This is a genomic window from Pseudoalteromonas sp. Cn5-37 (assembly GCF_021532495.1).
Taxonomy (GTDB): Bacteria; Pseudomonadota; Gammaproteobacteria; order Enterobacterales; family Alteromonadaceae; genus Pseudoalteromonas; species Pseudoalteromonas simplex.
The window spans coordinates 63,893-77,676 of record NZ_JAKGBA010000012.1 but is presented as its reverse complement, the minus strand read 5'-3'; the positions used below and the strand labels follow the sequence as shown (position 1 = coordinate 77,676).

Below are 13,784 nucleotides of genomic sequence, written 5' to 3'. Positions count from 1 at the left end.
CGTCAAGCGAGCGGTAAATGACGCTTAGTGAACGCTTGTTTTAAAACCACTGTCGACTCGATGTTAGCAATACAATCAATACTACCTAATTTATGTTTCACAAAGCTTTCATAGCTTTCTAAGTCAGCGGCAACGATCTTCAGCAAGTAATCATAACTGCCTGAAATAACAGAGCACTCAAGCACATGTTCTAGCTTCTCAACCTGCTGTTCAAATTGCTCAGCAGCGGCAACAGAGTTCTGGTTTAAGCGAACAAAGGCATACACAGACACATTTAAATCAACGGCTTTAGGATTGATGGCAGCATGGTAACCACTGATCACATTTGCTGATTCGAGCTTTTTAATGCGGCGAAGGCAAGGGGTATCTGACAGGCTAACAGACTGGGCCAGCTCCGAGACAGAAGTTCTCGCATTATCCTGTAAAGCATTAAGTAATTGTTGGTCTTTTTTATCTAATTTCATTTTTATTTGAGTGATTTTCACTAATCTAGATGGATTCTAGTCTATATTTTGGCGATTAGCACTCATTGAACTCTGTTAACATTATCGCAATATAATTATTTTGGAATGAGCCTGTGACTGAGAACACCAAGGCATTTGATAGCTGGCTTCGCACCCGTTTTGTTGAGATCAACAGCGAATTAGAAGAACTATATTGGCAACAAGACGATAAAGCGAATGTAGAGGGTGTCGGTGAGCACCTTAAACGTCAATTAGAGCAAGAGGGTAATGAGCATATTCGTGCTTTACTGGCTGAGGGTAATACCGATGAAGGCTTTGATAGCGCCTTCGATTTATTAGGCAATGTTGGCTTGTATATGGCGGCATGCCGTCGACATGAAATCACTGAGCCTTCTCGTGAAACAAGTTCACCGCTTGTTGAAGCCTCTGCGTTGGCAATGCACATTGGTGCATCTATTGGTGTAACCCCGCGTTTTGCAACGGCGCATTTAACCACCCACAATAAAGCGGTTGATGGTTTGTATAAGCGCTTTACTGACCTTGAAGATGAGAAAATCTTTGTCGATTACAACACTAAGGGCATTTTAGCGTATAAGCGAGCGGCAGATGCTTTATTAAAAATTCAGCCATTAGGGATATCGCACCCTATCACGGCAGATTTACTGGCAGTAGCAAAACAAGCGCTGCTTGATGTGATTGAGTCGAACAATACGCTATACAACAAGCTCGATACAGATCGATTTTTCTATTGTGTACGTCCGTATTACAAGCCGTATCGAGTAGGTAAAGAGGTATATCGAGGTGCGAATGCCGGTGATTTTGCGGGCATTAATGTCATCGATTTATTACTTGGTCTTTGCTTTGCTAATGAACCTAGTTACTCGCAAATGCTGGTGGATAAATTCTTGTATATGATGCCTGAAGATCAGCAGATCCTGCGTGAAAGCATGCGTATGACAAGTATTATGGATGACTTCTTAGCCGCAGAAGCTGAGCGTGATAGCGAATGGTTACAAACTAACTTAAAGCTGTTCATTCAAGTGTGTAAACTGCATGGTGATACTGCCATTGGCCATCATAATCAATTGGTCAGTAAATATATTGCGCAGCCTTCACAGCAAATGCAGCAACAACATATGGATAAAGTCACTGCCAGTGGGCCGCCTTTGCATGTGTTACTAAACTCTCTAGAGCAATTGCGTGATCGCCGTGCGGCAGCAAAGCGGGATGATATTCGCACCCGTTTCGATGACTTAACTAAGTTAAAACAGTGGATTAAGTAATGAACAAAAACGATTTTGTAATTCCACAAGGCAGCTATTTGCTTAACCATTCTGTGGGGCGACCATTAAAATCTGCTGAGCAGCATTTTCATCAGCAGTTTTTTGCCGCTTGGCAAAATGAAAATAAAGAGCCATGGCAACAGTGGTTGCAAGGTGTAGAGGCGTTTACGAGTAGTCTCGCTAAATTATTTAACTCGCATAGTGAGTTGTTTTGTCCACAAGTTAACTTATCGAGTGGTTTAACCAAGCTTTTGATGTCGCACCCGCGACTGCAACAAGAAAATTGCAAAGTGTTGATGGCAGAAAGTGATTTTCCAAGCATGGGTTTTGCAATGCAAAAAGCTCTACCTGAAAGTGCTGAAATCGTGTTTATTGGTAAGCATGAAGACTTAACCGATGTTCAGGTTTGGCAGTCATATTTAGCGAAAAATGATATTGATTTAGTCTTTATTAGCCATGTTTATTCAAACACGGGTCAGCAAGCGCCTATTCACGAAATTATAAATATCGCGAAACAACACAACGCATTGAGCTTACTTGATGTTGCACAGTCTGCGGGCATTTTAGAGGTCGACTTAACTAAGCTTGATGCCGATTTTATGTTGGGCTCGAGTGTCAAATGGCTATGTGGTGGACCGGGTGCTGCTTATTTATGGGTTAACCGCAAGCAGCTATCACTTTGTCAGCCACAAGATGTTGGCTGGTTTTCTCATCAAAATCCGTTTGAGTTTGATATTAAGCACTTTGCTTATCATCAAACCGCGTTGCGCTTTTGGGGCGGTACCCCTTCAGTTGCACCTTATATTTTGGCTTCGCATAGTATTAATTACTTTGCTGATCTTGGTATTGAGAAAGTACGCGCTCATAACTTAGCAATGCTCGCGCAGTTTCATGATCAATTAGCTGATTATGTGCGTTCACCAATACAGGATGACAAATGTTCTGGAACAGCCATTATGCATTTTGGTGAGCAACAAGCGGCTGTAAAAGCTGCGCTTATTGCAGCGAATATTGCAGTTGATGAACGTCACTTAGGCTTAAGAGTCTCTGCTCATATTTATAATGATCAGCAGGATATCGATACTTTTATCACAACTGTGAAAAGGGCCTTATAACAAAACGCTTAATTAAGTGTTATTGCGAGTTGGTATTACGTTAAGAGCTTGTCGAGCCTTTGCTTTGACGGAACGCCAGTGCGTCATTGGTTTTTCGGGGACCAGCGCTAAAATTTGCTCAAAGTCGATGTCATCAATACTAACTTCGTTACTGTGGGCAAACATAACTCGTTTTGGTTGCAGCGCTTTTAGCATCAACAAAGAGTTTAAATACAGCTTTGGGTAAAAAACAGGAAAGGGTGGCACAAGCTGCCCTTTTACTTTTACCAATAAATCAGCAATGTAAATTCGCTCGCTAGGAATATGATACAGACTAATATCTCGGTCGGTATGACCTGGGCTATGCAGTGCTTGCCAATCGTCAAAGCCGGGTAGGGTTGCATCAGTGGCAAGGTAATAGTCAGCATCTAAATGGCGGCTGTACCAAAGATTATGGCGTTTTTTATTTAACCTACCGGCGACCCACCAAGCCAAAGCAATATCGGTTAAATGCATTAAGAAACCATCAATGCCTCTATACCATTGCCCAGGGGCGTTCGACGTCGCTATTTTTCCACCGCTTAACTTTCTTAATGCATGCGCTCCACCGGCATGATCTGGGTGCATATGGGTGACTACTATTAGTTTTAAGTCTGTGATGGGGCGCTTGAGTTGTTCGGTAATATATTCAAATACAGTATCAACATCAGCACGGCAACAACCATCAAGTAGCATCAATTTATCTGGGTATTCAACCAAATAGATATTTTGGATATAACCTTCGAGCGTATGAATTTGCAAAACGATTGATCCCTAAACTTAATCAGCAAATCTTGTTATATCATGTCTGACCAGTTTTGGTAAGTTAAGCTAATTGGACTCTGTGCCTCGCTCTTTGAGCTGCTTTTTGTTTTCTTCTAATTGTGCTACCTGTTTTTCGAGAATGGCTATTTGGCTTTTATAATAAGCATTAATACGTTCGCTTTGTTTGCTAATAGCATCATCAATAGACGCTGCGCCTAACCTGTTTGCGGCATCTTGTGTCATATTACTGAGTTTACCAATGCGCTCACTCTGCTGTTTTTGTAGTTCTTTGATCTCTAACTGAAGGCGGTCTATTTCGCGATCGGCTTTCTGGATTTTTAAATAATCTTCAACACTTAAGTCTGCAGGCTTTTGCGGATTTGGCGGCTGCTCTGTGGCTGGGGGTTGGTTACTTGCGGGTGGTGGTGCAATTTTTACTATTGCTGCATCTTTACCACAAGGCTGCTCTGTAAAGGTGGCAACCCCGTCAATCATGCACTTATAAATAGTGGCTTGACTGTTGGTGCTGGCAAATAGAGCAAGAGTAAAAAATGCAAAACGAAACATAGCATCACTTTGTGTAGCAAATAGATACTTAGCATGCATGAAATATAATGAGGAGTGCAAGTTTTCGGACATAAAAAAACCGCTAAAAAGCGGTTTTTAATAATAAAATGGTGGAGAAGGAGGGATTCGAACCCTCGATAGAGCTACAAACCCTATACTCCCTTAGCAGGGGAGCGCCTTCGGCCACTCGGCCACCTCTCCAGCGCATAATTCTGATTGTAATTTGCTGAAATAAATCAACAAATAAAAATAAGTGGTGGAGAGATAGGGATTTGAACCCTAGAGGGGCTACAAACCCCTGCCGGTTTTCAAGACCGGTGCATTCGACCACTCTGCCATCTCTCCACATCGTGATGCGAGAATAATACTTAGCTGAATCGGCTGTGTAAATAGGAAAAAGTTTGTTTGCTTGTTTTTTGAGCGTAAAGAGGGTGTTTTTTGTAAAAAGGTTTAATTATTTGCTGTTTTTAACTTAGAAGAAGGGGGTTGGGGCAGTAAACGGAGGAGCTAAAGAAGGATCTTCGTTAGTGGTTGGGTGTTTACTGCACCGATAAAGTAACCATGGTTGGGGATTACTTGTGTTGTACTGCGCCGCCAAGAGCTAACTTTTTGCCGTAGCGATTTAGTTTTGCCAACATTTTTGCTTTGCGGTTTGTTGGTTTTACGGCAACATGAGTTGCAGCGTTTTGGTTTAATGTATTAATTAGGTTCATTACTTTGCTCCGGGTTGTGTTTGGTTGAAAACGTGAGTATTTTGCAATCAAACTGGACAAAAATAAAACGATAAAAATTGAGTCTGTCGGATAACTTTTTCTAATCCAAAAGCCTTTTATTAACATGGGGTTAAGTTTTTAAATACACATTGTGCTGCATGCTTATGCAATTGTGTTTGCGTTGAAGTATAAGTAAATAAAGGTTTTTAGCTTTTGCTGTTTTTATTTATGCGTTTTTAGAGTGAGAAAGTGACTAATTATTCAGATTAATATAATTTGAACGAGCGTGGTATTTTTGCCATGCAAGAAAAGAAGTAACCGTTGATGTTGATAATAATAAAGCCAAGTGACAAAAAAAATCATAAAAACAGTGTTGATTGGCTACTAAAAGAATGTAAAAAAAGGCAGATTGAGCCTAAATTGTATTTAACCACAGGCAAGTTTGAGAATGATTGCGCTGATATTGCGCATTTGGCTAAAAACCAGAGTCAAGTTGTGGTGATTGGTGGTGATGGGACGCTGCATTTAGCTGTTAATGCATTAATGTCGAGTCGCTGTTCTATCGCGTTAATTCCAGCAGGCACAGGAAATGATTTTGCGCGTGGCTTTACGTGTAAAAAACAGGCTTGGTATGAGGCTGTTTTTAATAGCCGTACAGAATTAATCGATGTTGGACAAATCAATCAGCGCTATTTTATTAATGTGGCGGGAATAGGGTTTGACGCTGAAGTCGTGACGCAACTAAATAAAGCCGGAAGTTTCAGCTCGTTTGGCTACACTTGGCAGGGCATCAAACAGCTATTTTCATTTCGGGCACGATCACTTCAGGGTGAGTTTAATGGTAAAGCACTCAACTACAGTAATTTAGCGACGATTTTTGCTAATCATCATTACTTTGGTGGTGGCTTAAAGATTGCCCCTCGGGCAAAGTTAAATGATGGTCTGCTTGATTGCTACTGCATGCCAGCTGGCGGCTTGTTGAAAAACCTGCTCAGCTTTTTGTATTTACTACTCGTAAAGCATCATAGTTTGCACGCGCTGGAATATACCCGGTTAACGACTGCCGAGGTCACCACGAAAGGGCTGGCTATAGAAGCCGATGGTGAGCTCGTTGGTTTTACTCCGGCTAAAGTTAAGATTCACAAACAAGCACTTCGTTTTCATGTGCCATAAAAAAGCGCCGGCAAAATTTGCCAGCGCTTGGTGTTAGAGGCGACATAGTCACTTCTAACTGGGGACGGAGCTTTTTTGCTGCAGATTACGTGCAGCAAAAAATGCTTTAATTTGTCGAGTTGGAGTCAGCACGATAGCATTACCGAATAACACTAGGCTAAAACCCATAAAGGTATTTGCTTGCCATTCAAATCCTTCAAATAAAGTACTTAAGACCACTGCAACCAGTGGGAATAATACGATTACATAGCTTGCTCGCTCAGGGCCGATATTTTTAAGTAGCGCGAAGTAACAAGCAAATGCGATTACGGTACCAAATACTGCTAAATAGAAGAGCGATACCCAATAGCTGGTTGGGGCATTCAATGTCAGCTCAACGTTGCTTACTAAAACATAAGCTGCTAGCCCTAAAGCGCTGTATAACATACCCCAGGCATTGCCTTGAAGTACGCCAATATTACGCTGAGAGTTTCGAACACTGACCATATTCCCCAATGAAGCCACAAAGGTCCCAGACAGCGCAAGTAGTAACCCGACCAACGCACCATTACTCAAGTCGAATTGCTGAATTTGTGGCCAAAACAAGCTGGCAATACCCATTACACCGAGTAAAGCACCAAAGTAAATTCGTTTCGCAATTGGTTTTGCGAAGAACAAGCGGGTGTTAATAATGTTCATTAATAGCAACATCGAAAAGGCAATTGAGGCCATTGCTGAGGTGAGATAGTTCTGCGCCCAATACAGCACTAAATAATTTAAACCAAAGTTAAATAAAGCCAATAATGCAAAAAATCCGTGATCGCGCAGTGAATATTGCATAGGGAGTTTTTTTACCAGCACAAAGGCCCACATTAAAATGGCTGCAATGGCAAAGCGATAAAATAAAGAGACCTCAACAGCAACATCACCCAGTTGAAACTCAATAGCTAGCCAAGTCGATCCCCAGATCAGTACTGTAGCAAGGTAGAGAGCGGCGCTTTTCATAGTTAGTACCCAAAAATTGAAAGTATGTTCATTTTAATCCTCTTCTGTATACTTAACATATACAGAAAACTCGAAATGCAACCTATACAGTTTGGTGGGCTATGTCACAAGTTATCAGTCGTAGTAACAGTGAGTTCTTATATCAACAAGTTATTCAGCTAGTTAGAGATCTTTGCTTGCAAGGTTCGTTATTACCGGGTGAAAAGTTACCTTCGCTCAGAAAAATGGCAGACAAGCTCAACATCAGTATTCCTACTGTAAAGCAAGCGTATCAATTACTTGAAGGGCAAGGGCTGATCGAAGCCAGAGAAAAGTCAGGGTACTTTTTAAAGTCATCACAGTTAAATCAGTCTCGACCAAAGCGAGTTAGGCTCAGTCGAGAGCCTACCACAGTCAATAAGCAAGGCTTGATTGAGCAAGTCTACAGCGCTATCCACAAAGCTAATGTGGTGCCATTTGGTATCGCCAACCCTGTGGCTGCTGCACCGACAGATAAAGCACTGGCACGAACAATGCGCCGAGTCATGACATTAGCTGGCGCATCGGCAATTAATTACGGGCCGATGGATGGCTTTGCACCACTTAAAAAACAACTCATTCATCGCTATTTGGATTTTGGCATTGGGGTTGATAGCGATGAATTAGTGATCACCAATGGTGCTCAAGAGGCACTGGCGATTGCCCTTAAGTGTATCGCTAAACCCGGTGATGTTATTGCTATCGAGTCGCCTTGTTATTTTGGCATTATCGAATTAATTGAAAGCTTAGGCTTAAAGGCTCTGGAAATACCGCTGTGCCCCGATGAAGGAATATGGCTAGATGATTTGGCTCAAGCACTCGATGAGCATGATATAAAAGCCTGTGTGTTTTCAACCTCATTAAATAACCCAGTTGGCAGTTTTATGCCTGATGCCAAGCGTGAGCAATTAGTGGCACTTTTAGAGCAGCGTGACGTGGTGCTTATTGAGGATGATGTCTATGGCGACTTACATTTTACAGCTAAGCGCGCCACGCCTGCACAAGCTTATTCAAAAAAGGGCTTAGTGATCACCTGCGCGTCGTTTTCAAAAACAGCCGCACCTAGTTACCGCATTGGTTGGATCATTGCCGGTAAGTTTGCAGAACAAGCAAGGCGACACAAACGCGCGCTTAGTTGCTCTGCGCCACTTATAAACCAGTGGACCTTGTATGAGTTTATAGCTAGCGGTGAGTACGACCGTAACATTCGTTTGCTTAGACAGCGCTTAAGTACCAATAAAGAACGTATGATTTGGTGCCTGCAGCAATATATGCCAAGTTGTGCGCGTATAAGTAACCCGCAAGGGGGCTGTGTTATCTGGGTTGACCTTGGTAGCCAATATGATGCGGTAAAGTTATTTCATCTGGCACTAGAGGCGGGGATCAGTATTACTCCGGGGTTGATATTCTCAGCGGGTAAAAAGTACCGTAGCTGTTTTCGTTTAAGTTATGGCTTGCCTTGGTCTGAAAACTTAGAGCAGGCGATTAAAACGTTATCGCAATTGACTGTGCTGGCCAAAAAATAAAAAAGCGCAGAGCAGGCTCTGCGCGAAAGGACCAATTGTTTTGGTTCAGGGATGTTAATTAGTCAATTACTCTGCATTCTGTTTGAAAGTAAATAGTTGGTACTCTTTTAGTTGTGGTACTAGTACCACTAATTCTTGTTCTTTATGAGCGATATCTGCAAAGCTGCCGCATAATGCATCTGCACGTTCTTCAAGTTGAGCTGCCTGTGTTTCTACGCGTGCTTCTATTTGTGCGCCCATGTTTTCCATACGTTGCTCAAACTCATCCATGTCGCCACCTGAACCTAAAAGCTCAGAACCTAGCGCAATTAAAATGCTGCCCATCGATTGCATCATGGCTGACTCGACAGCCGATTCGATTTGCTCATCGAATTGGTCTTCAAAGTTTTGGCCAAATTTTTCGAAATTTTGCTGACCCATGGTAAACGCACCTTGCTGATAGAAGGCGTTTTGCACTTCTACACTGATATCGTCCATTAATTCTGAAATGTCGTTTAGGCCATCAATATTGAAAGCATTTGATACTTCTTCAATTGCTACGCCTGCTATTTTTACGCCATCAAGTGCGATATTGGCGACTTCAGGAAGTTGGCTGCGTAAGCTGTCTGAGTAATCTGCAATTGCTTGCTGTTGTGAAGCATCAAGCGATACGCCTTGACCATCGATATATAAAGTGTGCTGATCGATGATTTTCATAGTGCGATTATCGGCTGTGTAGACTTCTAACTCGCTTGGTGTGATGCGTACATCATTTATAAATTCAACATCACACTGCTCACCGCTGAATGAAATATTTGTATCATTATCGTTATGAGCCATTGCGCTGGTAGCGATAAATAAAGAACTTACTAACAATAACTTTTTCATTTTTTTCTTTCCTGTTTGAAATGACACAAATACATAATCAAATTGAATGCCATAATTTATAAGTTCAATTAATTCAATGGTTTGATGTGTTTTTATGATTTTTTGAAAATTGCGGTCAATAATTTTTTAACCACTTTTTAGTCAAATTAACTAAAAAACACACATGCATAAATGACTCTTATCGAAACGATAAAAAACTCTCACTTTTCAGAAATCAAATTTAGCGCTATTTATTCACAATATTGACATATGACCTATTTAGCATGGGTGTATGGCTTTATTTTGGTGGTTTTTTAGATACTAAATTACTACTGAGCTTTTTAATCTTTGCCAATTCATCGAGCAAATTTTAATCTCAAGAATTGGTCTCAAACACTTTATGGAGTGGGTTGTGGGTAAGACATTTAGTTATGACGCGCTAGATGACGATTTTGTTGAAGACGAGTACGAAATGGTCGGGCGTAATCAACACGACAAGAAAAAGCAACGCGTAAAGAAGAAGTTGGAAGACTATCTTGAACAAAAACGCTTGCGCAGAAACTTAGGCGATGACGACTTTGACGAGTACTTGAACGACTAAGCATAAATTTAGATAAAGAGGCAATTTGCCTCTTTATTGCTTTTAGACTTTGTTATTTGCCCAGTGCAGCTGCGATGTCTGACTCTAGCTGTTCAGGTTTTGTCAGTGGCGCATATCGCTTAATGGCCTTGCCATCTTTACCAATTAAAAATTTGGTGAAGTTCCATTTTATTTTGCGGGTGATAAACCCCGGTAATTCTGATTTTAGGTATCTAAAAACAGGGTGAGCATGTTCGCCATTCACATCGACTTTGCTCATCATTAAAAAGCTAACGCCATAGTTAATAAGGCAGCCTTCTTTAATTTCTTTTGCATCACCTGGTTCTTGTTTGCCAAACTGGTTACATGGAAAACCAATTATTACTAAGCCTTGCTCATGATACTTTTCATGCAGTGCTTGTAAGCCTTCATATTGTGGAGTGAAACCGCATTTACTTGCGGTATTTACAACAAGCACAACCTTGTTTTCAAAATCAGAAAAGTCAACGGTTTGGCCTTGTAGGCTGGTGGCAGAAAGTTGGTGAAATTCGCTCATAATGATAACTTTTTATTATTGTTGCATTGATTCTAACTTGCTTGGCATTTTTCTAAAAGGGTAAATTTTAATCAGCGGTTTTTCTTACTTGGCGTTAAGCATCGCAGCTAACTTAAAATTATAAACAATCCCATCCCTGCCAGTGTTGTGTAGTATATGTTATGTGTTTTATAGGCCACGATAACAGACACAACAGCAGCGCTTAGATAGGGATTTTGCCAATCTAGATTTATCCCTTCGTCATTAATAAATACAATGGGCACCCAAATTGCGGTGAGTACTGCTGGGGCGCTAAAACTTAAGAATTGCTGCATTTTTGGGCCGACTTTAAACGGTAATGCACGGTGCAAAAATAAGTAACGTGTGAAGAAGGTGATACACGCCATTAATAAAATGGTGGTCATCATTGTGTATGCTCCTCTTTTGCTTGCCAGCGACTAATTAGATAACCCACTGTCATAGCGATAAGGGCCGCAGTGACAAGCCAAAGTTGAAAGCCCTGATTTTTTAATAGCGTTGCAACAACGCCAGCGGTGATCACTGTAGCCAGTGTTGCAAGGTTCTTTACTCCCGGAATAACTAAAGCAATAAACGTGGCTGCGATGGCGAAATCAAGCCCTAGGTGTGTTAAATCGGGAAGGAGGCTTCCTGCGACAATACCTAGTAAGGTCCAGATATTCCAGGCAATATAAAAACTAAACCCGGCACTGAGTGCATAAATAAGGCGTACTTTCGTTCGGTACGCTTTGCGATGGTGCGAAAAAGCAAATAATTCATCGGTTAGTACAAAACTCACTGACAGTCGCCAACGAAAGGGTTGATCTATGACTTTATGGCGAATAGCTAAACCATACAAAAAGTGCCGAGAGCTAATAATGAGTGTGGTAAATAAAATAGTTAAAAGCGGCGTATTGCCGGCCATTAATTCAATCGCAACGAGCTGTGCTGAGCCTGCAAATACCAATAACGACATAGCTTGTGTTTCTAGGGCACTGAAGCCATTTTGAACTGCTAACGAGCCACATAAAATTCCCCAAGGTAACACCGCAAGGCATAAGGGGAGCATGTCGAAAAACCCTTTTAGTAAGGCTCTTATTGTTGATTTATGCATCTTATCGCTCATGTTTGTAGTTATGGCTCAGATCAAAACAGCTGAAATAGAGGTGTGTCAAAATAACTGAAGTTTGCAATAATGTATAGCCGAGCCTGTTGCTGAAATCATTAGCATCTTTTAAAGGGAAAGTTACAATGTCAAAAGTTAAAGTATGGGATGGCTTTATAAGAAGCTTCCATTGGTTATTAGTTGCCGCCATCGCAACACTCTATTTTAGTGCTGAAGAAGGTATGTTGGAGCTGCATTTTACTGCAGGCTACTTCACTCTAGCGCTTATTATTACACGTCTTGTTTGGGGTCTAATTGGTAGTAAAACGGCAAAGCTGTCTGCGCTTATTCATTCACCTGTTGCTGCAATTAAGTCATTTACAAGCAATGAACATAAGGCGGGTCACGGCGCGGCGGGTAGTTATATGGTGATAGCCTTTTTTGCGCTACTCATCGTACAGTTAACCTCTGGCTTAATGACCAGTGACGATATTTTAACGGATGGCCCGCTGGTGGCGCATGTATCCTCAGATACCGTAGAGTTTGCGGGTTGGCTCCATCATTTAAACTTTGATATTTTGTTGTATGCCATTGTGTTGCATGTATTAGCGATTGTGATTTACCGCATTAAGGGTAAGAACTTAGTGAAGCCTATGCTAACGGGCAATAGTGAGCAAGTTGCGGTTACTGAGCCTGTTACTAAATCACCGTTGATAGCTTTTGTTATTTTTGCAGTGTGCTTAGTGGTGCTATTTACGACTTGGGGTGCAGAGCCGCTCAGCTATTTGCTTGGCTAGGTAATCTAATACCAATCCGCAATAATACTTAATCATTTTGAGGGATAAAACCTGTCGCTACCTGCGTTAAAAATTTCTGATTTAGAACAAACTAAATAACGAAATTTTTGCCTTGCTATCAACGAGGTTCTATTGCCTCAAAATAGACCACTTAATTAAGCGAATTGGTATAAGACATTAAAAAAGGCGCTAATAAGCGCCTTTTTAGTTTAAGTTTTTAACTAGTCTTTGAAAGACTTATGGCAATCTTTACAGCCTTTAGCCCAAGCGCCAAATGCTTTACCAATTACTTTTTTATCGCCACTTTGCGCTGCAATTGCTAGCTCATCAGCATATTGTTGGAAAGCAACTGCTTTTTTCATAAAGGTTTCGTTGTCGCTCCATACAGCTGCAAGCGCAGATGTATCACCTTTATCAGAACCCGCTACGAAAGCTTCCCAAGGCATTTTAGATAATGCCGCTGCATTGTTAGCACGCTTTTGAAAACGTTCTGCATCAAAAGGTACTTTCCCTTTTAGCATATCGCCCATGTCACCAATTTGTACGCGGATCATTGAAAATGCTGCCTGACGATACTCGATTGCATCACTTGGCTCTTCAAATACAGAATTTGCTGAAGCGCCTAGTGCCATTGTTGAAAGCATTGCACCCACTACTAATTGTTTTAATTTCATTCCTTTTGCCCCTTAAGATGTCATAAAAGTAAACTAACTGAGTTTTATCTTAGCTCAATATAATATTCAAGTGTATCGCGGTTAATCTTAACTTAAGTTTAATTTAATCATTTATATCAATATCAGCGAAGATCATGCCGCGGCGCATGCTTCTTGTTGCTAAGAAAACCTCGCATAGTAAAGATAAAAATCCACATATCAGCAGCGCCATAGCGGCCACAAAGCAGCTAGCAATTGTCACGCTCAAGTTGATAGATTGAATATGCGATAAAAATAGACACATAACCACAGCACATACTAATAAAGCACTGAGTACACTTAGACTAAATGCAATATGGATGCAGCGAGAGCGTTTCAACAGTGCCCTTAGCTCCGTTGTTAATGACTTATTGAAGTCTTCATCCGTACTGACTTTAAGCTTGCGTTCTAACTGTCGCGCTCGATCGGTAATACGCGCCAAGCGGTTGGAAAGCACGCCTAATGTTGCTGCAATACCGGTAATTAAAAAGACGGGTGCAACAGCCGTTTGAATTACTTTTGCCATGGTAAGAATGTTGATAACTTCTGAATTCATCAGTCTCTCCGCTCATTGTTATATTTTAT

17 protein-coding genes and 2 tRNA genes are annotated in these 13,784 nt (G+C 41.2%); 6 read left to right on the top strand and 13 right to left on the bottom strand.

Going from position 1 to position 13,784, the window contains the following annotated elements; all coding sequences use genetic code 11:
* Positions 1-2 precede the first annotated feature (2 nt).
* On the bottom strand, positions 3-464 hold the full coding sequence (locus L1266_RS14365; RefSeq protein ID WP_054554614.1) for an Lrp/AsnC family transcriptional regulator: 462 nt from the start codon (positions 462-464) through the stop codon (positions 3-5).
* Between the two features lie 113 nt (positions 465-577).
* Here L1266_RS14365 and L1266_RS14360 point away from each other — a divergent pair, with 113 nt between their 5' ends.
* Together L1266_RS14360 and L1266_RS14355 are read left to right on the top strand one after the other, a co-directional pair.
* Positions 578-1,747: a monodechloroaminopyrrolnitrin synthase PrnB family protein gene (locus L1266_RS14360; RefSeq protein WP_199529862.1), complete on the top strand. Its 1,170-nt coding sequence runs from the start codon at positions 578-580 to the stop codon at positions 1,745-1,747.
* The gene (locus L1266_RS14355) at positions 1,747-2,862 is read left to right on the top strand and encodes an aminotransferase class V-fold PLP-dependent enzyme (RefSeq protein ID WP_054554616.1); all 1,116 of its coding nucleotides are present in this window, start codon (positions 1,747-1,749) and stop codon (positions 2,860-2,862) included. The genes L1266_RS14360 and L1266_RS14355 overlap by 1 nt, the downstream gene beginning before the upstream one ends.
* A 12-nt stretch (positions 2,863-2,874) precedes the next feature.
* Here L1266_RS14355 and L1266_RS14350 read toward each other — a convergent pair whose 3' ends face one another.
* The 5 genes from L1266_RS14350 to L1266_RS14330 form a co-directional block, all read right to left on the bottom strand.
* Complete coding sequence (locus tag L1266_RS14350) at positions 2,875-3,642, bottom strand: MBL fold metallo-hydrolase (protein ID WP_235377767.1); 768 nt, start codon at positions 3,640-3,642, stop codon at positions 2,875-2,877.
* A gap of 69 nt (positions 3,643-3,711) precedes the next feature.
* Positions 3,712-4,212, bottom strand: a complete 501-nt coding sequence (locus L1266_RS14345) for a DUF4124 domain-containing protein (RefSeq protein WP_235377766.1) — start codon at positions 4,210-4,212, stop codon at positions 3,712-3,714.
* Positions 4,213-4,320: 108 nt separating this feature from the next.
* A tRNA-Ser gene (locus tag L1266_RS14340) sits at positions 4,321-4,413 on the bottom strand.
* A gap of 53 nt (positions 4,414-4,466) precedes the next feature.
* Positions 4,467-4,557, bottom strand: a tRNA-Ser gene (locus tag L1266_RS14335).
* A gap of 227 nt (positions 4,558-4,784) precedes the next feature.
* Positions 4,785-4,925, bottom strand: a complete 141-nt coding sequence (locus tag L1266_RS14330) for a hypothetical protein (RefSeq protein ID WP_235377765.1) — start codon at positions 4,923-4,925, stop codon at positions 4,785-4,787.
* Between the two features lie 324 nt (positions 4,926-5,249).
* Here L1266_RS14330 and L1266_RS14325 point away from each other — a divergent pair, with 324 nt between their 5' ends.
* Positions 5,250-6,098, top strand: a complete 849-nt coding sequence (locus L1266_RS14325; protein WP_235377764.1) for a diacylglycerol/lipid kinase family protein — start codon at positions 5,250-5,252, stop codon at positions 6,096-6,098.
* 54 nt (positions 6,099-6,152) lie between these two features.
* Here L1266_RS14325 and L1266_RS14320 read toward each other — a convergent pair whose 3' ends face one another.
* Entirely contained in the window at positions 6,153-7,082 is a 930-nt protein-coding gene (locus tag L1266_RS14320) for a DMT family transporter (protein ID WP_166341400.1), read from the bottom strand.
* Positions 7,083-7,183: 101 nt separating this feature from the next.
* Between L1266_RS14320 and L1266_RS14315 the strand changes: the two genes are divergently transcribed.
* Positions 7,184-8,626, top strand: coding sequence for an aminotransferase-like domain-containing protein (locus L1266_RS14315; RefSeq protein ID WP_235377763.1), 1,443 nt, complete (start codon positions 7,184-7,186; stop codon positions 8,624-8,626).
* A 66-nt stretch (positions 8,627-8,692) separates the two neighbouring features.
* Here L1266_RS14315 and L1266_RS14310 read toward each other — a convergent pair whose 3' ends face one another.
* Positions 8,693-9,493, bottom strand: coding sequence for a YggN family protein (locus tag L1266_RS14310; RefSeq protein WP_235377762.1), 801 nt, complete (start codon positions 9,491-9,493; stop codon positions 8,693-8,695).
* A gap of 391 nt (positions 9,494-9,884) precedes the next feature.
* Between L1266_RS14310 and L1266_RS14305 the strand changes: the two genes are divergently transcribed.
* Positions 9,885-10,073: a PA3496 family putative envelope integrity protein gene (locus L1266_RS14305; RefSeq protein WP_082389337.1), complete on the top strand. Its 189-nt coding sequence runs from the start codon at positions 9,885-9,887 to the stop codon at positions 10,071-10,073.
* A 52-nt stretch (positions 10,074-10,125) separates the two neighbouring features.
* Here L1266_RS14305 and L1266_RS14300 read toward each other — a convergent pair whose 3' ends face one another.
* From L1266_RS14300 to L1266_RS14290, 3 genes are all read right to left on the bottom strand, one after another.
* On the bottom strand, positions 10,126-10,608 hold the full coding sequence (locus L1266_RS14300; RefSeq protein ID WP_054563709.1) for a glutathione peroxidase: 483 nt from the start codon (positions 10,606-10,608) through the stop codon (positions 10,126-10,128).
* A 107-nt stretch (positions 10,609-10,715) separates the two neighbouring features.
* Positions 10,716-11,015 (bottom strand): AzlD domain-containing protein, encoded by a 300-nt coding sequence (locus tag L1266_RS14295; protein ID WP_058585371.1) that lies wholly within the window; start codon positions 11,013-11,015, stop codon positions 10,716-10,718.
* Complete coding sequence (locus L1266_RS14290; RefSeq protein ID WP_235377761.1) at positions 11,012-11,719, bottom strand: AzlC family ABC transporter permease; 708 nt, start codon at positions 11,717-11,719, stop codon at positions 11,012-11,014. The genes L1266_RS14295 and L1266_RS14290 overlap by 4 nt, the downstream gene beginning before the upstream one ends.
* 137 nt (positions 11,720-11,856) lie before the next feature.
* Here L1266_RS14290 and L1266_RS14285 point away from each other — a divergent pair, with 137 nt between their 5' ends.
* Positions 11,857-12,507 carry a cytochrome b/b6 domain-containing protein gene (locus L1266_RS14285; protein ID WP_235377760.1) on the top strand — a complete coding sequence of 217 codons (651 nt, stop codon included), beginning with the start codon at positions 11,857-11,859 and terminating at the stop codon, positions 12,505-12,507.
* Between the two features lie 221 nt (positions 12,508-12,728).
* Here L1266_RS14285 and L1266_RS14280 read toward each other — a convergent pair whose 3' ends face one another.
* The gene (locus L1266_RS14280; protein ID WP_138618796.1) at positions 12,729-13,181 is read right to left on the bottom strand and encodes a c-type cytochrome; all 453 of its coding nucleotides are present in this window, start codon (positions 13,179-13,181) and stop codon (positions 12,729-12,731) included.
* 103 nt (positions 13,182-13,284) lie between these two features.
* A complete protein-coding gene (locus L1266_RS14275; RefSeq protein ID WP_054554628.1) occupies positions 13,285-13,755 on the bottom strand; it encodes a DUF2721 domain-containing protein in 471 nt (156 codons plus the stop codon).
* Between the last annotated feature and the right edge of the window lie 29 nt (positions 13,756-13,784).